19 protein-coding genes are annotated in these 18,746 nt (G+C 69.3%); 17 read left to right on the top strand and 2 right to left on the bottom strand.

The features are described from left to right. The first annotated feature begins 4 nt into the window (after nucleotides 1-4). The 4 genes from STVA_RS16960 (at nucleotide 5) to STVA_RS16945 (ending at nucleotide 4,812) form a co-directional block, all read left to right on the top strand. The gene (locus tag STVA_RS16960) at nucleotides 5-1,522 is read left to right on the top strand and encodes a tripartite tricarboxylate transporter permease (protein WP_123695325.1); all 1,518 of its coding nucleotides are present in this window, start codon (nucleotides 5-7) and stop codon (nucleotides 1,520-1,522) included. Beyond that, a complete protein-coding gene (locus STVA_RS16955; RefSeq protein ID WP_123695323.1) occupies nucleotides 1,519-2,733 on the top strand; it encodes a pyridoxal phosphate-dependent aminotransferase in 1,215 nt (404 codons plus the stop codon). The genes STVA_RS16960 and STVA_RS16955 overlap by 4 nt, the downstream gene beginning before the upstream one ends. Nucleotides 2,734-2,768: 35 nt before the next feature. Next, a complete protein-coding gene (locus STVA_RS16950) occupies nucleotides 2,769-3,767 on the top strand; it encodes a tripartite tricarboxylate transporter substrate binding protein (protein ID WP_123695321.1) in 999 nt (332 codons plus the stop codon). Nucleotides 3,768-3,840: 73 nt separating this feature from the next. Further along, the gene (locus tag STVA_RS16945; protein ID WP_123695319.1) at nucleotides 3,841-4,812 is read left to right on the top strand and encodes a tripartite tricarboxylate transporter substrate binding protein; all 972 of its coding nucleotides are present in this window, start codon (nucleotides 3,841-3,843) and stop codon (nucleotides 4,810-4,812) included. Nucleotides 4,813-4,834: 22 nt separating this feature from the next. Here STVA_RS16945 and STVA_RS16940 read toward each other — a convergent pair whose 3' ends face one another. Further along, nucleotides 4,835-5,719 carry an aminotransferase class IV gene (locus STVA_RS16940; protein ID WP_123695317.1) on the bottom strand — a complete coding sequence of 295 codons (885 nt, stop codon included), beginning with the start codon at nucleotides 5,717-5,719 and terminating at the stop codon, nucleotides 4,835-4,837. A 142-nt stretch (nucleotides 5,720-5,861) separates the two neighbouring features. On the opposite strand from STVA_RS16940, the gene STVA_RS16935 reads away from it, so the two are divergent. The 6 genes from STVA_RS16935 (at nucleotide 5,862) to STVA_RS16910 (ending at nucleotide 10,561) form a co-directional block, all read left to right on the top strand. Beyond that, nucleotides 5,862-6,905 (top strand): LacI family DNA-binding transcriptional regulator, encoded by a 1,044-nt coding sequence (locus STVA_RS16935; protein WP_197735657.1) that lies wholly within the window; start codon nucleotides 5,862-5,864, stop codon nucleotides 6,903-6,905. A 104-nt stretch (nucleotides 6,906-7,009) separates the two neighbouring features. Continuing rightward, on the top strand, nucleotides 7,010-7,420 hold the full coding sequence (locus STVA_RS16930) for a tautomerase family protein (protein WP_123695313.1): 411 nt from the start codon (nucleotides 7,010-7,012) through the stop codon (nucleotides 7,418-7,420). Further along, a complete protein-coding gene (locus tag STVA_RS16925) occupies nucleotides 7,417-8,346 on the top strand; it encodes a dihydrodipicolinate synthase family protein (protein ID WP_123695311.1) in 930 nt (309 codons plus the stop codon). Before STVA_RS16930 ends, STVA_RS16925 begins: the two co-directional genes overlap by 4 nt. A gap of 16 nt (nucleotides 8,347-8,362) precedes the next feature. Next, entirely contained in the window at nucleotides 8,363-8,836 is a 474-nt protein-coding gene (locus STVA_RS16920) for a MaoC family dehydratase (protein ID WP_123695309.1), read from the top strand. Then, nucleotides 8,815-9,597 carry an enoyl-CoA hydratase-related protein gene (locus STVA_RS16915; protein WP_197735656.1) on the top strand — a complete coding sequence of 261 codons (783 nt, stop codon included), beginning with the start codon at nucleotides 8,815-8,817 and terminating at the stop codon, nucleotides 9,595-9,597. Before STVA_RS16920 ends, STVA_RS16915 begins: the two co-directional genes overlap by 22 nt. 31 nt (nucleotides 9,598-9,628) lie before the next feature. Further along, entirely contained in the window at nucleotides 9,629-10,561 is a 933-nt protein-coding gene (locus STVA_RS16910; RefSeq protein ID WP_123695306.1) for a dihydrodipicolinate synthase family protein, read from the top strand. A 41-nt stretch (nucleotides 10,562-10,602) separates the two neighbouring features. On the opposite strand, the gene STVA_RS16905 is transcribed toward STVA_RS16910, so the two are convergent. Beyond that, complete coding sequence (locus STVA_RS16905; protein WP_170216736.1) at nucleotides 10,603-11,412, bottom strand: phytanoyl-CoA dioxygenase family protein; 810 nt, start codon at nucleotides 11,410-11,412, stop codon at nucleotides 10,603-10,605. A gap of 242 nt (nucleotides 11,413-11,654) precedes the next feature. Here STVA_RS16905 and STVA_RS16900 point away from each other — a divergent pair, with 242 nt between their 5' ends. Genes STVA_RS16900 through STVA_RS16870 form a run of 7 tightly spaced genes read left to right on the top strand, consistent with a single transcriptional unit; the run spans nucleotide 11,655 to nucleotide 18,738 of the window. Then, on the top strand, nucleotides 11,655-12,635 hold the full coding sequence (locus STVA_RS16900) for a TRAP transporter substrate-binding protein (protein WP_123695302.1): 981 nt from the start codon (nucleotides 11,655-11,657) through the stop codon (nucleotides 12,633-12,635). Between the two features lie 60 nt (nucleotides 12,636-12,695). Continuing rightward, nucleotides 12,696-13,262 (top strand): TRAP transporter small permease, encoded by a 567-nt coding sequence (locus STVA_RS16895; protein WP_123695300.1) that lies wholly within the window; start codon nucleotides 12,696-12,698, stop codon nucleotides 13,260-13,262. Then, on the top strand, nucleotides 13,259-14,539 hold the full coding sequence (locus STVA_RS16890; RefSeq protein WP_123695298.1) for a TRAP transporter large permease: 1,281 nt from the start codon (nucleotides 13,259-13,261) through the stop codon (nucleotides 14,537-14,539). The genes STVA_RS16895 and STVA_RS16890 overlap by 4 nt, the downstream gene beginning before the upstream one ends. Nucleotides 14,540-14,547: 8 nt before the next feature. Continuing rightward, nucleotides 14,548-15,012, top strand: coding sequence for a MaoC family dehydratase (locus STVA_RS16885; RefSeq protein WP_123695412.1), 465 nt, complete (start codon nucleotides 14,548-14,550; stop codon nucleotides 15,010-15,012). Between the two features lie 44 nt (nucleotides 15,013-15,056). Next, complete coding sequence (locus STVA_RS16880; RefSeq protein ID WP_123695296.1) at nucleotides 15,057-16,208, top strand: acyl-CoA dehydrogenase family protein; 1,152 nt, start codon at nucleotides 15,057-15,059, stop codon at nucleotides 16,206-16,208. After that, on the top strand, nucleotides 16,205-17,761 hold the full coding sequence (locus STVA_RS16875; protein WP_123695294.1) for an acyl CoA:acetate/3-ketoacid CoA transferase: 1,557 nt from the start codon (nucleotides 16,205-16,207) through the stop codon (nucleotides 17,759-17,761). Before STVA_RS16880 ends, STVA_RS16875 begins: the two co-directional genes overlap by 4 nt. Next, on the top strand, nucleotides 17,758-18,738 hold the full coding sequence (locus STVA_RS16870) for an aldo/keto reductase (protein ID WP_197735655.1): 981 nt from the start codon (nucleotides 17,758-17,760) through the stop codon (nucleotides 18,736-18,738). Before STVA_RS16875 ends, STVA_RS16870 begins: the two co-directional genes overlap by 4 nt. Nucleotides 18,739-18,746 lie beyond the last annotated feature (8 nt).

Below are 18,746 nucleotides of genomic sequence, written 5' to 3'. Positions count from 1 at the left end.
GCTGATGGACCTCCTGGCCGGGATCGCCCAGGGCTTCTCGGTGGCGATGGCGCCGATGACGCTGCTGCACTGCGTGGCGGGCGTCATCATCGGCACGGCGATCGGCGTGCTGCCGGGGCTGGGGCCGACCGCCACCATCTCGCTGCTGCTGCCGATCACCTACCGGCTCGATCCGGTGGCCTCCGTCATCATGCTGTCCGGCATCTACTACGGCGCCATGTATGGCAGCTCGATCACCGCCATCCTGGTGCGCATCCCGGGCGAAGCGGCCTCGATCGTCACCTGCATCGACGGCTACGAGATGGCCCGGCGCGGGCGGGCGGGGCCGGCGCTCGGCATCTCGGCCTTCGGGTCCTTCATCGCCGGCATCGTCGCCACCATCGGCATCGTCCTGTTCGGCCCGCTGCTGTCGGGCGTGGCGATCCGCTTCGGCCCGGCGGAGTACACCGCCCTGGTCGTGCTGGGGCTGATCCTCGTCACCCATGTATCCGGCGGGTCGGTCACGCGCTCGCTCGTCATGGTCGGGCTCGGCCTGCTGGCCAGCACCATCGGGCTGGACCCGATCGCGGGCAGCGAGCGCTTCACCCTGGGCGCGCTCTTCCTCCAGGACGGGCTCGACATCGCGGTGATGGCCATGGGCCTGTTCGGCGTGGCCGAGGTGCTGGCCCTGGCCGAGCGCCGGCTGAAGCCGAGCGAGCTGCTGGCGCAGCCGCGGCGCACCCGCGACCTGCTGCCCAGCCGCGACGACTGGCGCCGGAGCGCGGCTCCGATCGGCCGCGGCTCGCTCGTCGGCTTCGCGCTGGGCCTGCTGCCGGGCGGGGGTGCGCTGATCGCGTCCTTCGCCTCCTATGTCATGGAAAAGCGCCTGTCGCGCACGCCCGAGCGCTTCGGCAGCGGCGCGATCGAGGGCGTGGCCGGCCCGGAATCGGCCAACAACGCGGCAGCGCAGGCCTCCTTCGTGCCGCTGCTCAGCCTCGGCATCCCGTCGAACGTCGTCATGGGGGTGCTGATGGGTGCCCTCATGATCCACGGCATCACGCCGGGGCCGATGCTGCTGCAGTCGCAGCCGGCCCTCTTCTGGGGCGTCATCGTCAGCATGTTCATCGGCAACGTCATGCTGATCATCCTGAACGTGCCGCTGCTGCCGGTGTTCGTGGCGCTGCTGCGCATTCCCCAGCGCATCCTGTCACCGCTCATCCTCGTCTTCTGCGTCGTCGGCGCCTACAGCCTGAACAACAGCACGACCGATGTCGCGGTCATGGGCATCTTCGGCCTGCTCGGCTGGGCGATGCGCAAGGCCAGGCTCGATCCCGCTCCCTTCCTGCTGGCTTTCGTCCTGGGCAGCCTGTTCGAGCGCTCGCTGCGCCAGGCGCTGCTGATCGGCGGCGGCAGCCCGATGATCCTCTTGCAGAAGCCGATCTCGGCCGCACTGCTCTCGGCCGCCGCCCTGCTGCTGCTGCTGCCCATCCTGCGCTGGGGCGTCCGGCGCCTGCGGCCGGCCGTTCCCGGAAAGGCTCCATGACCGCTCTCCCATCCGCGCCCGCCCAGACCGAGGGCGCCCGCCTGTCGCTGATCGCCCAGGGGCTGACCGGCTCGTCCGTCGTCGAAAGCCGGCGTCGCGCCGACCGGCTGGCCGAGCAGGGCGTGCGCATCCTCGATCTCGGCGCGGGCGAGCCCGATTTCTCGGCCCCGCCCGTGGTCGTCGAGGCGGCGATGCAGGCGCTGCGCGACGGCAACGGCCAGTATGTCGACCCGCGCGGCCTGGTGGCCTTGCGCGAGCGCATCGCAGACATGGAGACGACGCGCCATGGCCACCCGGTGACGCCCGATCAGGTCGTCGTCACCACCGGCTCGTTCGGTGCCTTGTCGATCGCCTGCCGCGCCATCCTCGATCCCGGCGACGAGGTGCTGATCCCCGAGCCCTTCTGGGGGCCGTATCGCAACCTCGTGCAGATGTCGGGCGGCGTCGCCGTGCCGGTGCCGGCCGAGGCCATCGACGGCCGCTTCAGCTTTCCCGGGGAGGCCCTGGCCGAACGGATCACGGCGCGGACGCGCGCCATCGTCATCAACTCGCCCAACAACCCGACCGGCCGGGTGCTGTCCCCGGCCGAGTTGCGCGCCGTGGCCGACCTGGCGCTGGCCCATGACCTGTGGATCGTGGCCGACGAGGTTTATGGCGAGCTGGTCTTCGGCGACGCGGTGCACCGCTCGGTCGCGACGCTGGGGCCGGAGGTCGCGCGCCGCACGATCATCGTCAACAGCCTGTCGAAGACATTCGCCATGACGGGCTGGCGGCTCGGCTACAGCATCGCCCGGCCGGACGTGGCGACGGTGCTGGCGCGGATGAACCATTATTCGGTGCGGTGCCCGACCAGTTTCGTGCAGCAGGCCGCGGTGACCGCCTTCGATTCCGGCTGGCAGGCCGTCGAGGAGATGCGGCAATCCTATCTGGGGCGCGGGCAACTCGTGGCGCGCCGCCTCGCGCGCCTGCCGGGCGTACGCTTCGCCCCGCCCGAGGGCACCTTCTACGCCTTCCCCCGCATTCCCGAGGCATGGGGCGACGGCACCATCTTCGCCGCGCGCCTGCTGGATGAGGCGGGCGTGCTCGCCAGCGCGGGCCGCTCCTACGGCGCGTCCGCCGCCCAGCATCTGCGCTTTTCCTTCGCGACGTCCACAGCCGTCCTTGACGAGGCGTTCGATCGCATCGAGCGGCTGGTCGGGGTGGCGCCGTGACGGCTCGCTCACCACAATCCGGAGGGACCGGGACCATGACGACAGGCAGGCGCGCTTTCGGCCGCACTTTGGGTTCATTGCTGCTCGCGGCCGGCCTCTCGGCGGTCGGCGCGGCTGGTGCCGCGGCGCAGGCGCCGTTTCCGAGCAAGCCGATCCAGCTCATCATCCCGTTCGCGCCGGGCGGCGCCACCGATATCACCAGCCGGGCACTGGCGAAGGCGGCCGAGGCGACGCTGGGCCAGCCGATCGCCATCCTGAACAAGCCGGCCGGCGGCGGCACCGTGGCGATGCAGGAAATCGCCCGCGCCCAGCCCGATGGCTACACGCTGATCAACTTCACCGCGATCCAGGCGGCGATCGCCCCGCACATGCGCGAGGTGCCGTACGACCCGGTGAAGGACTTCACCCCGGTCATGTTCTACGGCGCCTTCAACACCTACGTCGCCGTGCGCGCCGATTCCGCCTACAAGTCGCTGGCCGACCTGCTGGATTTCGCGCGCAAGAACCCGCGCGTGCTGACCTCGGGCATCTCCGTCATCGGCGCCAGCTCGCATCTCGGCATGGCCCGTCTTGCCGGCGACAGCAATGCCCAGGTGACCTTCGTGCCGTTCGGCGGCGGGGCGCCGGCGATCACCGCGCTGCTGGGCCGGCATGTCACCTCGGCCGTGACCTCGGGCGAGGTGCTGCCGCACGTGCAGTCGGGCGACCTGCGCCTGCTGGCGACCCTGATGGCCCAGCGCGCGCCGGAGACGCCCGACGTGCCGACGGTGCGCGAACTGGGCTTCGACTGGGACATCAACTCCTGGCTCGGCATCGCCGGACCGCCCGGCATGCCGGCCGCGGTGACCCAGCGGCTGGAGCAGGCCTTCCTGGCCGCCATGGACGACCCCGGTTTCCGCAAGTCGATGACCGACATGGCGATGGTGACGGTGAAGACCGACGCCGCGGCCGCGCGCCGGCAGCTCGAAGGCGACGTGAAGGCCTTCGGCGAGATCCTGAAGGGCCTGAAGATGGGGCGGTACGCCCAGAACTGACGCTAGGCCCAGAACTGACGCTACGCCCAGAACTGACGCTGCCAGCCACGCCAATCCGGATCGGAGACGACACATGACCAGCTTTGCATCGCGACTGCCGGGTCTGCTGGGTATCGGCTTGCTGGGACTGGCCCTGCTGGCACAGGGCCAGCCGGCGGCGGCCTTTCCAGACAGGCCCGTCCGGGTGATCGTGCCCTGGGGGGCGGGCGGTACCAGCGATCTTTCGATGCGCAAGATCGCCGAGATCGCGGCGCGCGGGCTGGGCCAGCCGGTCGTGGTCGAGAACAAGCCGGGCGCGTCCGGCGTGGTCGGCATGGCCGAGATGGCGAAGGCGGCGCCGGACGGGCACACGATCGCGCTGGCGACCGGTGCCACCGTCTTCATCGCCCCCAACCTGCGCCAGGTGCCGTTCGATCCGCAGAAGGACCTGACGCCGATCATCAACTATTCCGGCTCCTACCACGGCATCGTGGTGCCGGCGGCTTCGCCCTGGAAGACGCTGGCCGACCTCCTGGCCGAGGCCAAGGCCAAGCCCGGCGTGCTCACCTTCGCCACCGCCGGCACCTATGACGGCGGCCATTTCGCCATGCTGGTGCTGAGCCGGATGCAGGACCTGAAGTTCGTCCATGTGCCCTTCCAGGGCAGCGCCACGGCGATGACGGCGATGCTGGGGCAGCATGTCTCGTTCGGCGTCATCTCCGGCTTCACCGAGCAGGTTCGGGCGGGTCAGTTGCGCCTGCTGGCGCTGCTGGACGGCGACCGGATGGAAGAGTTCCCCGATGTGCCGACCCTGCGCGAGGCCGGCATCGACTGGGAATATCCCTCGATCATGGGCGTGGTCGGGCCGGCGGGCCTCGCCCCCGTCGCCCGCGCGCGGCTGGAGAAGGCCCTGGGCGATGCCGCGGCGACCGAGGAATTCCGCGCCTACATGCGCACCATCCAGATGCCGATGCGGGTGATGGACGGCAAGGCGTTCGAGGCGATGATGAGCCGCGAGCTGCTGCGCTACCGGAAGGCGGCGGTCGACTACGGCATCCGGCAGTAGGTTCGGCGCGGCTTGGCTGGGGTTAGAGCGGGGTGCCGTGCCAGCCGGCCTCGCGCTTCGTCCAGTAGAGTTGGTTGAGGGCGGAGGTCACGGGGCCGGGCACCGCCCCCAGCACCGGCCGGCCCGCCGTCTCGCGAACCGGCAGGGCAGCCCCTGACGTACTGCAGGTGAAGACCTCGTCGGCCGTGAAGAGGTCGTAGGGCGTCACGTCACCGACATCGAGCGGCACGTCCAGTTCGGCCGCCAGTTCGCAGAAGGTGCGGTGCGTGATGCCGTGCAACACGCCGGCGGCGGGCGTCCGCAACCGCCCTTTCTTGACGAGGAATACGTTCGAACGCGGCGCCTCCTCGACCAGGCCCTGGGCCGAGAGCCAGACGACGTCGTCGTACCCGGCCGCCAGTGCCTCGATCCGCGCCAACTGGTATTGCAGGCGGGAGATGTGCTTGTAGCGCGGGTCCAGCGTATCCGGTGCCATGCCGCGCTGGTGCCCGATCATCAGGCGGATGCCGTGTGCCCGCTGCTCGGGCGTCCCTATATGGCCGTAGGGGGTAGCGAAGGCGATGACCGTGGGCCGTGCGGCCCGCGGATCGGTGGTGCCCGCCGGCAGCAGGCCGCGGGTGACGATGATCTTGACCGACGCATCCGTCAGTTCGTTGGCCCGCGCCGTCCCGGCGACGATCGACCGCCAGTCCTGGCGCGACAGGCCGGTCTCGATGCGGGTCGCGTGCAGCCCGTCCTCAAGCCGGTCGAGATGCGCCTCGAGTTGGAACAGAAGCCCTTTCCAGGCCGACACCACCTCATACACCCCGTCGCCGAACTGCAGGCCGAGATCGAAGGGGGATAGCCGGGCCTCGGGTTCGGGCAAATAGGCGCCGTTCAAGTGGATGATGGGTACTGCGATCGGCATGGCCCGGCACTCGGATGGGGGAAGGGATCGCCGTTGCCATGCAAGGCACATGCTCGCCGCGGCGGCCCGGCCCGTGCTAGACGCTCGGGCGATGGCTGCTGCAGGTGGAAGCAATCGGCGGATGGTGACGAAAAAGGGTGGGGTGGCCAGGAAGACCGGTGCGCCGGCTCATATCGCGGCCACCAGGGCCGGCACCCTGAAGGACGTCGCCCTGCTGGCGGGGGTGTCGATCAGCACCGTATCGCGGGCGCTGACCGGCAAGGGGCTGATCAGCGAGCAGACCGAGAAGCGTATCCGCCAGGCGGCGGAGGCCGCCAACTATCGGCCGAACACGCTGGCACGGGGCCTGAAGACGCAGCGCTCGCGGCTCATCGGCCTCATGGTGCACAATCTCGTCGGCACGTCCCACCGGCTGCTGGCGGAGGTGGCGCAGCAGCGGCTGGGCGCGGCCGGCTTCCAGGTGATCCTCTGCGTGACCGGCGATGACGCCGAGCAGGAAGCCCGCTTCCTGACCACCATGGAGAATTATCGGGCAGAGGGCCTGATCGTCATTCCGACCGGCCGCAACGGGCCGCAGCTCGCCAAGTTCGCGCAAGCCGGCGTGCCGGTGATCGCGGTAATCCGGCGGCAGGAGGAGCAGGCGCTGGAGACGATCCTCCACGCCAACGAGGAGGGGGCCCAGGCCGGCACCCGCTATCTCCTCGATCTCGGCCATCGTGATATCGGTTTCATCGTCGGCCGCGCGGACACGACGTCGGGCCGCGAGCGCTATGTCGGCCATGTCCGGGCGCTGACCGAGGCCGGGTTGCGGCCCGATCCCAGCCGCATCCATTTCGGCGCCTATCGCCCGGAGACGGGGTTCCGCGCCTGCGAGGCGATGCTGGCCAACGGCCGCCGGCCCACCGCGATCTTCGTCGCCAACCACGAGGCCTCGATGGGCGCCATGCGTTTCATTCGCGAGCGTGCGATCGACGTGCCCGAGGATCTGTCCCTGCTCTGCTACGAAGACACGCCCTGGTTCGCCTGGAACAAGCCCGCGATCACGGTGGTCGACAGTGGCCCCCAGCGTATCGCCGAACTGGCGGTCGAGCGCCTGCTGATGCGGCTCGACGGCGTGCCGACTCAACTGGAGCACCGGGTCGACGCAGCCCTGGTGATCCGGGAATCCTGCGCGGCCCCGGCTTGAGCGCAACGGCGCTATGCAAACGTTTGCGGGTTTGCTAATCAGGTCAGCCTGATTGTCCGACCGGACCGGCCCCGCGCCTCCGGTCCGAGCACCGGGGGCCCCTCATGCCGTTTCTCGAGATCTACCACTTCAATCTCGAGCCGGAACGGCGCCGTCGCCTGGCCGCCGGCGCCACCGAAGGGCTTGCCGCGGCCTTCGCGATCAGCCCCGAGATCATCACGACCTACTTCCAGGATTGCGGCGCCGACGACTATGCCCATGCCGGGCGGATGCCGGTTTCGGCGGCCGACCGGCGCATGTTCGTGAAGATCCATGCCTTTCCGCGCCCGGCCGACCGCCTGCGCGATGCCGCCCGACGGATTACCGCGGCGGCTGTCGAGGCGGCGGACATCGATGCTGCAAACGTTGCCATCTACTTCCTGCCGCGCCCTCCGGAGGAGGCCGCCCATGGTGGCCGCTTGGTGAGCGACGGCGAGCCGCCCCGGCTGGCAGCGGTCGGGGAGGGCGCCCGATGATCCTGAACGATGTCGTCGTCGCCACGATCCTGCCGTTCGCGCCCGATCTCTCGATCGACTGGGCAGGGTACGAGCGTTTCCTCGGCTATTGCGTCCGGCCCGGCATCTCGGCCGTGTTCGTCAACGGGCATGCCGGCGAAGGGGCCAGCCTGACACCCGACGAACGGGTCGAGGTCATCCGCCGGACGCGCGCCGTCATCGGCCGCACCCGCCCTCTGCTGGCGGGGATCATCGCCTATTCGACGGCCGAGGCGGTGCGGCAGGCGCGCGAGGCGCGCGATGCCGGCGCCGAGGTCGCCGTGCTCTTTCCATTGCCGCAGTTCGCCGGCGGCGGGGCGGCCGACCCGGCGGTCGTGCTCGACTATGTCGACCGGGTGATCGACGGCGCGGGCCTGCCGGTCTCGGTCTTCCAGTACCCGATCGCATCCGGCCTCGGCTTCTCGACGCCGGTGCTGGTGGACGTCGCCCGGCGGCCGGGCGTGCTGGCCATCAAGGAGGGCAGCGGCGACATCCGCGCCTATGAGGAGAACTGGCGGGCGGTCAAGCAGGCGGCGCCCGAGGTGGCCATCCTCGCATCCAACTTCGACTGGTTCCTGGCACAGGCGGCGATCGGCGCCGACGGCATCCTCTCCGGCCTTGCCAGCCTGACGCCCGACCTGCTGGTCGAGCTGTGGCGCGCGGCCCAGGCGGGCGACCTGCGGGCGATGCGGCAGGCCGACGACCGCCTGCATCCGGTCGTCCGCGCCATCTATGGCGCGCGGCCGCTGATGGACATGCACACGCGCATCAAGGTCGCCCTGCGGCATCTGGGCGTGATCGGCTGCGCGCTGCCGCGCCCGCCGCTCCTTGCCGTAGCCGAGGCGACGGAGCGTGTCGTGACCGAGACGGTCGACCGGGCCGGCCTGCGCGCCGCGCTCGCAGTCTAGCGAAGGGAGATGCGAGATGGGTGATCCCGCCAGCATGGTCGACCTCCACTACGAGGACATCGTCGTCGGCGATGGCGTCGAGACGCAGGCGCACACCATCACCATGGACGACATCCTGGGATTCGCCGCCGTCACGCGCGACCACCACCCGCTGCATGTCGATCCGGACTATTGCAGCCGCACCGAGTTCGGGCGGCCCATCGCGCACGGGCTCTATGGCTTGGCATTGATCGAGGGGCTGAAGTCCGAGCTGAAGCTCTACGAGAACACCTCCATCGCCTCGCTCGGCTGGGACAAGGTCAGCTTCCGCGCGCCGGCGTTCGTCGGCGACCGGGTGCATGTGCGCATGCGCTTCCTGGCCAAGCGGCCGAGCCGCGACCCCGCGCGGGGCATCGTCACCGAAGGCGTGGAACTGCTGAACCAGGACGGCCGCGTCGTCGTTGCGGGCGAGCATGTGACGATGGTGAAATGCCGGGCCGCTGCGTCATGAGCCCGATCGCCGTCTCCGACCCGGCGCCGCATGTCCGGCTGATCCGGTTCCAGCGGCCGGAGGCGCGCAACGCGCTGAGCCGCGGCCTGCTGGTGGCGCTGGCCGCCGAACTCGACCGGGCGGCGGCCGATCCCGAGGTCCGCGCGTTGGTGCTGACCGGCGACGACCGTGCCTTCTCGGCCGGTGCCGACATCAAGGAAATGCCGGATGGCGGCATTCCGATGTGGGGGCAGGCCGATCGGCTGCGCGCGTGGAAGACGATCGAGCGGTTTCCCAAGCCGCTGCTGGCGGCAGTCAACGGCTGGGCGCTGGGCGGCGGCTGCGAGCTGACGACGCTCTGCGACATCGTCATTGCCGGCGACAGCGCCCGCTTCGGCTTCCCGGAGGTGCGGATCGCGGCATTTCCGGGCGATGGCGGCACCCAGCGCGTGCCGCGGATCGTCGGCAAGGCCCGGGCGATGTGGATGATGATGACGGGCGAGACGATCGACGCCGCCACCGCCTGTGCCTGGGGCCTCGCCCTCCAGGTGGTGCCGGCGGCCGAGACCTTGCCCCATGCGCTGGCGATGGCCGAACGCATCGCCGGCATGTCGCCGATCGCCGTGGCGATGATCAAGGAAGAGGTCCTGATGACCTATCAGAAGCCCTTGGACGAGAGCCTCAGCCTCGAGCGCAAGCTCCTGCTCTGGCAGACCGAGGATCATGACGAGGGCATCGCTGCCTTCGTCGAGAAGCGCCCGCCCGTTTTCAAGGGCCGTTGACAACGCCCATCCACGAACAGGGAACCCGACCATGACCGTCCATCGCGGTACCTTCACCGTGCTTATCACGCCCTTCACCGACGGCGTCAGCCGGGTCGACGAGGAGCGGCTGCGGCAACTCGTCGAGTACCAGGTGGAGGAGGGCATTCACGGGCTGGTGCCGCTCGGCAGCACCGGTGAGTTCCTGTCGTTGAGCGAGAACGAGCGGGCCGACGTCGCCCGCATCGTCGTCGACCAGGCCGCCGGCCGGGTACCCGTCTTCGTCGGCACCGCCGCGGAATCGACCGACGACGCGATCCGCTATTCCCGCCAGGCCGAGAAGCTCGGCGCCGACGGCGTGATGATCATTCCGCCGTTCTATTCCACGCCGACCGAGGACGAGCTGTACGAGCATTATCGCCGGATCTCGGACCAGATCGGCATTCCGATCATGCTCTACAACAACCCGGCGACGGCCAACGTCGACGTGAAGCCGGCCCTGATCGCGCGCATGGCGGAAACGACGAAGGTCACCTACGTCAAGGAATCGACCGTCGATGTGCGCCGCATCCACCAGATCAAGCGGCTGTGCGGCGACCGGGTCCAGGCCTTCGGCGGCTACATGGGCTACGAATCCTTTCTGGTCGGCGCCGATGGCTGGGTTTCGGTCTGCGCGAACGTGATCCCCGGGCCCTCCGCCCGGCTGTTCGATCTCTGGGACAAGCATCGCGACTATGACGGCGCGCGCGCCCTGTTCGAGCGCATCAACCCGATGATCGAGGCGCTGGGCGCGCACTGGTACGTCCAGGGCACGAAGGCCTGCTTCGACCTGATGGGGGCGCCGATGGGGCTGGCCCGGCCGCCGCGCTCGCTGCTGCCGGCGTCGGTGCGCGAGGAGTTCCGCCTGGTGCTGGAGGGCCTGGGCATGCTGACCGGATCGCCGCCGGCGGCGTTCGGCCCGCGCCATCGCGCCGCGGCCGAATAGGCGGAGAATGGGGACGGCGAGGGCCGTCCCCATCCGCTGCTTCAGGCGACCGGGATCAACGGAAACTGCGGGCCGCCCATGCGGTCGCCGTGGGCGAGGCCTGGGTCGGTCGGCAGCTTGATGACCGCCCGCTTGACCGCGAACCGCACGTCGTCGCCCGTATAGCGGACGGCGATGGCGCGCCGGCGCCGGTCGCCCGCGGCATTGCCGCTGGCGCCATGCACGGTGAGGGCGCTGAAGACCACGCAGTCGCCGGGCTCCAGGTCGTAGGCGACGATGTCGTAGCGGTTGCGATCGGCGTCGATGTCGGGAATCGGCTGGTAGTCGGGGTCGGCGATCGGCGCCATGTCGGTGAAGTTCATCGGCTGGAATCGCTCCGTCCAGCGGTGCGACCCGCGGATGAACTCCACCCGGCCGTTGCCCGCGTCCACCTTGTCGAGCGCCACCCAGATCGACAGGCACTGGCTGCCGACGCAGGGCCAGTAGTTCTGGTCGTGATGCCAGCGGGTGGGAACGTCGCTGCCCGGCTCCTTCACCAGCAGATGGTCGTAGAAGAGATTGACGGTGGGGCTGCCGACGAGGCCGGCGGCGATCGCCGGCAAGGTCGATTCCATGGCGAACGCGCGGAAGTCCGGGTCGCGCATCCACATGAACTTGTCGCCGAGGAACGAGGCGCGGGTCGGATCGCCGTAGCGCTCGCCGAACTCGGAGGGGGCGGCCAGCACGTTTTCCACGGCCGCCCGCATCCGCTCGACCCATGCTGGGTCGAGGGCGTTGCGCACGCACACGATGCCGTCGCGCTCGTAGGCTTCGGCTAGTCCGCGTTCAAGCGGGAAGGGGGCGACGGTCATGCGTGGTCCTTGCCGGATGGGTGGCGCGCGCTTGGCGCGGGAACTGCATGATCCTGCATCGGTCGGATGGCTAGTGCAAACGTTTGCTCTGGCATTGGACTGGTCGGCGGCAAACGTTTGCTCAAGCATGGTGCGCGTCAGCGTGGCCAGGCGGCGGGCTTCATGCCGCGACCCCGTCGAACGGGACAGCCATCTGCCTGAAAATCGGGCAATGGCGGGAACAGGGGTGCAAGGAGAAGGCAATGACGGCTCATCCGATACGAACGCTCGCCGCCTCGCTGATGATGGCGTCGGCCGTGACACTGTCGCCAGCGACCGCCCAGACGATCCTGAAGGCAAGCCATTCCGCCGCCCCGGACGAACCGTTCCAGGTCGGCATGGAAGAGTTCTCCCGGATCGTCGGGGAAAAGACGAACGGCAAGTACAAGCTGCAGATCTTCCCCAACAACCAGTTGGGCCAGGAGCGCGAGGTGGCCGAGCAGATCCTGCTCGGCACGGTCGATATCGCCAACCCATCGAACGCGGTGCTGACCAATTTCGTCCCGCAGCTCATCCTGTTCGACATGCCGTTCCTCTTCCGCGACCGCGAGCACATGGCAAAGGTCGTCGAGGGGCCTATCGGCCAGAAGCTGGCCGACGCCGCGCGCGGCCGCGGCTTTCGCATCCTGGGCTGGCACGAGGCGGGCGTGCGCCACATCATGACCCGCTCCAAGGCCGTCGCCAGCATCGCCGACATGAAGGGCCTGAAGATCCGCACGATGCAGAGCTCGGCGCATATCGCAGCATTCCAGGCGATGGGCGCCAACCCGACGCCGCTCGCCTATGGCGAGCTTTACGGCGCGCTCCAGTCCGGCGTCGTCGATGGCGCCGAGGCGGCCAACACCAACTATGCCGCCCAGCGCTTCTTCGAGGTGGCGCCGAACTGGTCGATGGTTGCCTGGCTGCTCCTGGCGAACCCGCTCGTCATGTCGGAGCGCAAGTTCCAGGCGCTGTCCGCCGACGAGCAGAAGATCTTCCTCGAGGCCGGCCTCCTGTCCTCCCGCGCCGAGCGCAAGGCCTATGCCTCGGGCGAGGAGGCACGCCTGGCCTTGGCGATCGCCGGCGGGACCAAGGTGTCGCGCCCCGACGTGGCGCCGTTCCGCGAGGCGGTGAAGCCCGTCTACGAGAAGTTCCTGCAGCCGGCCGACCGGGTGCTGCTGCAGGAAGTGATCGACACGAAGTAGGGACGGCCGGCGCGGGTCGTCCTTCGGGATTGCCCCGCCGCCCCGCCCGGGCGAGGTGCCATGGCGAATACACTCTCCCATCCACCGGTCGCAGCCGTGCCCGCCAACCTGGCCCTGCGGCTGGCGGGCCGGGCCCTCGGCCTGCTGCGGATGGCGATCTCGAGCGTCGTCGTCGTCCTGTTCGTGACCATGACGGCGGCGACGCTGGTCCAGGTCGCCGGCCGCTACATCTTCGGCTATGCGATCGCCTGGACGACCGAGGTCGCGACCTTCTCGCAGATCTGGCTGGTCTTCCTGGCGAGCGGCATTGCCATGCGCTACGGCATGCATATCGGCGTCGATGTCCTGGCCGGGATGCTGCCGCCGCCGCTCCAGCGGCTCCTGGCGATCGTGCTCGGCGCGGCCTCGCTGCTCTTCCTCTGGGTCATCTTCGACGGCAGCCTCGCCATCGTGGACATGGGGCAGTTCCAGACATCGCCGCTGCTGCAGATCAGCATGGCGCACGTCTACCTGGCCATCCCGATCGGCGTCGCCTACCTGGCCCTCGAATACCTGATCGTCATCGGGCGGCTGCTGCTTGGCCGGGAGCCCTTCGAGAAGCATGCCACCGGGGAGCATTCGCCATGATGGTCACCTTCCCGGTATTCCTCGCCTTCATCCTGATGGGCATGCCGATCGTCTTCTGCCTCGGCGTGGCGGCGGCGCTGACACTTCATCTCACCACGTCGACGCCGCTCGTCGTGCTGCCGCAGCGGCTCTATTCGGGGCTCGACAGCTACACGCTCCTCGCCATCCCGTTCTTCATCGGTGCCGGCCTGGTGATGGAGATGGGCGGGATCGCGCGCCGCATCATCGAGTTTGCGACCTCGCTCGTCGGCTGGATCACCGGCGGGTTGCTGATGGTGGCGGTCGTCGCCGGCGCCGGCCTCGCCTCGATCTCCGGTTCCGGGTCGGCGGATACCGCGGCCATCGCCTCGGTGATGACGCCCGACATGCGGCGGCGGCGCTACAACATCGACTTCGCCGCCGGCATCATGGCCTGCGCGGGGGCGCTCGGGCCGATCATCCCGCCCTCGATCATCATGGTCATCATCGCCACCGTGTCCGGCCAATCGGTCGGCCGGATGTTCCTGGGCGGCATCGTGCCGGGCCTGCTGATGGGGCTGGCCCTGTTGGGCGCCTGCTACCTGCATGCCAGGCGCAACCCCGGCATCTACAAGGATGCCGAGCCCTTCTCGGGCGCGCGCGTCCGCCGCGCCTTCATCGCCGCCATCCCGGCGCTGCTGATGCCGGTCATCATCGTCGGCGGCATTGTCGGCGGCGTGTTCACCCCGACCGAGGCGGCGGCCGTCGTCCTCTTCTACGGTCTGGTCGTCGGCCTGTTCGTCTATCGCGAGCTGACTTTCGCGATGTTGCCGAAGCTCTTTCTGAAAGCCGCCTGCACCACGGCGGCGGTCATGCTGATCATCGGCACCGCGGCGATCTTCTCGTGGCTGATCGCCGTGCAGGATGTTCCCGGCACGCTCGGCCGCTTTCTCCGCGCCACCTCGGACAATGCGCTGCTCTACCTCCTTTTCGTGAATCTGCTGCTGCTGGTCGTCGGCATGTTCATGGAAAGCATCGCCGCGGTGCTGATCCTGGTGCCGGTGCTGATGCCGATCGCGGTCGGGTTCGGCGTCGACCCGATCCATTTCGGCGTGCTGATCGCCGTGAACCTGTCGATCGGTCTGGTAACGCCGCCCTACGGCATCTGCCTCTTCGTCGCCTGCTCGGTGACGGGCCGCAAGGTGATGCAGGTGGCGCCGCATCTGGGCCTGCCGCTGGGGGCGATGCTGCTCGTCCAGATCCTGATCACCTATGTGCCGGATCTGGTCCTGTACCTGCCGCGCACGTTTCTCAGCTGATGGCGCCGATGACCGCAATGTCGCCCCAGGACCTGCATTTCGAGGATGTGGTCCTGGGAGAAACCTTCGTCACGCCCGCGCATACTGTCACCGACGAGGCGATCACGCGCTTCGCCGACGTGACGCTCGATCATTCCAGCCTGCATCTGGACGATGCGCTGGCGCGCAGCATGGGCTTCCCGCGCCGCATCGCGCACGGGCTCTACGGCCTTTCGCTGATGGAAGGGCTGAAGAGCAAGCTGCGGCTCTACGACCAAACCTCGATCGCCTCCCTCGGCTGGGACCGGGTGCGCTTCCGGGCACCCATCCTGTCGGGCGACACCGTGCGGGTGCGCTTCGCCTTCGTCTCCAAGCGCGAGTCGAGCAAGCCCGACCGCGGCGTCGTGATCGAGGCGGCGACCCTGGAGCGGCAGGACGGAACGGTCCTGGTCGAGGCGGAGCACGCGACGCTGCTCCGCCGGCGGGGAACCTGAAGACCAGATCAATCGGCCGGAACGGGCGAGGAAACAGCGACGCCATGGAATTCTTCTACGACGACGTGCAGCGCCAGGTCATCGACATGACCCGGCGCTTCGCCGAAGCGGTGGTGCGGCCGGCGGCCGCCGCCATCGACGAGGCCGACGAGTTCCCGCGCGAGATTTATCGCGGCATGGCCGATCTCGGCCTGTTCGGGATCAACCTGCCGGAGGCGGCGGGCGGCAGCGGCTTCGATACGGTCTGCTTCTCCCTGGCGATGGAAGAACTGGCCAAGGCATCGGGGGCGGTCGGCAACTGTTTCGCCATCCCGGTCGAGATGGCCAAGCTGCTGCACGAGCAGGGGGACGAGCATCACCGGCGCATGATCCCGGACGTGCTGGCCGGCCGGCTGCTGACCTCGACCGCGGTGAGCGAGCCCGACGGCGGATCGGACGTGGCGGCGATGAAGACCCACGCCCGGCGCGACGGTGGCGACTACGTGCTGTCGGGCACCAAGGCGTGGCTGAGCCTCGGCCTCGTCGCCGACTACATCCTGGTCTTTGCCAAGACCGATCCGACGCTGGGCGGCAAGGGCGTCAGCGCCTTCATGGTGCCGCGCGACGCCAGGGGGCTGTCGTTCGGCCGCAAGGAGCGGCTGCTCGGCATGCGCGGCCTGGCGACCTGCCAGCTTGGCATCGACGAGGTGCGCGTGCCGGTGCGCGACCGGCTGGGCGCCGAGAACGATGCCTTCCGCATGGCGATGGTCAATTTCGACTATGGCCGCATCGCCATGGCGTCGATGGCGCTCGGCATGGCCCAGGCGGCCTTCGAGGACTCGCTCGGCTATGCCCAGCAGCGCGTCCAGTTCGGCCGGCCGATCTTCGAGCATCAGGCGGTCCAGTTCATGGTGGCTGACATGGCCAAGGACATCGCCGCCTCCCGCCTCCTCATCCACAACGCCGCCCGCCTGCTGGATGCCGGGCGCTCGATCGCCAAGGAGGCGGCCATCGCCAAGCTCTTCACCACCGACATGGCGATGCTGCACGCGACCAACGCCATCCAGATCCATGGTGGCAACGGCTATTCGCGGGAGTATCGGGTGGAGCGGATCTTCCGCGACGTCAAGCTGGCGCAGATCTACGAGGGCACCAACCAGATCCAGCGCATGATCATCGCGCGGCGCGTCGCCCGCGAGGCGGAGGCGCGGGCATGAAGGCGCGCATCCTGACCGCCGAGGAGGCGGTCCACCTTATCGGCGACGGCCGCACGGTCATCGTCGGCGGCTCGCAGGGCATGGGCGTGGCCGACACGGTGCTGGCGGCGATCAACGCCCGCTACCGGGCGGAGGCGCATCCCCGCGACCTGACGGTCATCCACACGACCGGGGTCGGCGACTTCGATTCCAAGGGCATGGGCTGGCTGGCGGAGGAAGGGCTCGTCCGCCGCGTGATCGGCGGCAATTACGGGCCGCAGCCGCGCTTCATGAAGCTGATCGTGGCCAACAAGGTCGAGGCCTACAACCTGCCGCAGGGGGTGCTGAGCCAGCTTTACCGGGCGATGGCGGCCAAGCAGCCGGGCGTGCTGACCCATGTCGGGCTCGACACCTACATGGACCCGCGCAACACCGGCGCCAAGATGAACGCGGTCGCCCGCGATGAGCTGATCGAGGTGGTCCAGGCCGCGGGGCGGGAGTGGCTGCTCTACAAGTCGCTGCCCGCCGACGTGGCCATCCTGCGCGGCACCACCGCCGACGAGGAGGGCAATGTCAGCCTCGAGGAGGAGGCGGTGACGCTGGAGACGCTGTCGATCGCCCAGGCCGTCCACAACAATGGCGGCATCGTCATCTGCCAGGTGAAGCGGCTGGCGCCGAAGGGGCACCTGCTGCCGCAATCGGTGCGGCTGCCCTGCTTCCTGGTGGATGCCCTTGTCCTGGACCCCGACGCCTGGCAGACCTGGGGCAGCAAGTACGATCCCAGCCTCAGCGGCCAGGTGCCGCGGCCGATCTCGACGCTGGCACCGGACCCGTTGAGCGAGCGCCGGGTGATCGCCCGCCGCGGCGCCTTCGAACTGCATCGCGGCGCCGTGGTGAACCTCGGCGTCGGCATCTCGACCTCCATCCCCAACGTCTGCGCCGAGGAGGGGATCGACGACTGGTTCTACCTCACGGTCGAATCGGGCGTGGTCGGCGGCGTCCCCGGCTCGGGCCTCAATTTTGGCGCGGCCTACAATCCGCGCGCGATCCTCGACCAGGCCTACCAGTTCGATTTCTATGATGGCGGCGGGCTCGACACCGCGTTCCTCTCCTTCGCCGAGCTCGACCCGGAAGGGAACGTCAACGTCACCAAGTTCGGCAACCGCGCTGATGGCTGCGGCGGCTTCATCAACATCTCGCAGAACGCCAAGCGCGTCGTCTTCATGGGCACGCTGGTGGCTGGCGCCAAATATCGTATCGGCGAGGGCATGCTGGCGATCCTGGAGGAAGGGCGCACGCGCAAGTGCGTGCCGGCCGTGCAGCAGGTCAGCTTCAGCGGCCGTCGAGCGCGCGAGCGCAGCCAGCCGGTGATGTACGTGACCGAGCGCGCGGTGTTCCGGCTGGAGCCCGAAGGCGTCGTCATGACCGAGATCGCGCCGGGGCTGCGCCTGGCCGAGGACGTGCTGGCCCACATGGACTTCGCACCGGCCGTCGACCCGGCATTGCGCACGATGGATGCGCGCATCTTCCGTGAAGGGGCCATGGGGCTCGCGAACGACCTGCCATCCGCATGACCGCGCCGATGCCGTTCGCGGAAAGCGCCTTGCCGGGCGCGGGCTTCGGCCTGCCCGAGATGGGCTTCGGCGGCGCCACCATCGGCACGCTGCATGGCCCGGTCGACGAGACGGATGCAGCCGCCACGCTGGAGGCGGCGTGGGCAGCCGGCATCCGCTACTACGACACGGCCCCCCTGTACGGCGCGGGACTGGGCGAGCGTCGCGTCGGCGGCCTCCTGGCCGGCCGGCCACGGGCTTCCTTCCGGCTGTCGACCAAGGTCGGCTGGCTGGCGGCGGACGGAGCATGCCACATCGACTATGGCCGGCAGGCGACGGTCGACGGGCTGATGGCGAGCCTCGATCGGCTCGGGGTCGACCGGGTCGACATCGCCTACATCCATGACCTCGACCCCTACAATCACGGCGACGCGGCGCCGGCCCGCTTTCGTGAGGCGATGGCGGGCGCCTATCCGGCGCTGGCCGAGCTACGGCGGGCAGGCCGGGTGGGCGCGATCGGCATCGGCGTCAACGACCCCGATGTCTGCCTCGCCGCCCTCGATCACGGCGATTTCGACCTGTTCCTGATGGCCGGCCGCTACACGCTGATCGACCAGGGCGCTGCCGGTCGGCTGCTGCCCGCCTGTCTTGTTCGGGGCGCGCGGGTGGTGGTGGGGGCACCCTTCAATACCGGCATCCTTGCCACTGGCGCGCGCGAGGGCGCCCGCTTCCGCCATCGCCCGGCGGATGCCGGGCTGCTGGCGCGCGTCTCGGCGATCGAACGGGTGGCGGCCCGCCATGGCGTGCCGTTGCCGGCGGCGGCCCTGCAGTTTCCGCTGCGCCACCCGGGCGTCGTCTCGGTGCTTCCGGGACCGCGGACAGCCGCCCAGACGACATCCTGCGCCGCGTGGATGCGCCATCCCGTTCCGCCAGCCTTTTGGGACGACCTGGTGCGAGAAGGCCTGCTTCCGGAGGCAGAGGGCCTGTCAGCCGATTGACCGCGACC

Origin of the sequence: Stella humosa (genome assembly GCF_006738645.1) — a bacterium.
GTDB classification, from domain to species: domain Bacteria; phylum Pseudomonadota; class Alphaproteobacteria; order ATCC43930; family Allostellaceae; genus Allostella; species Allostella humosa.
This window is presented reverse-complemented; position numbering and strand designations above follow the sequence as displayed.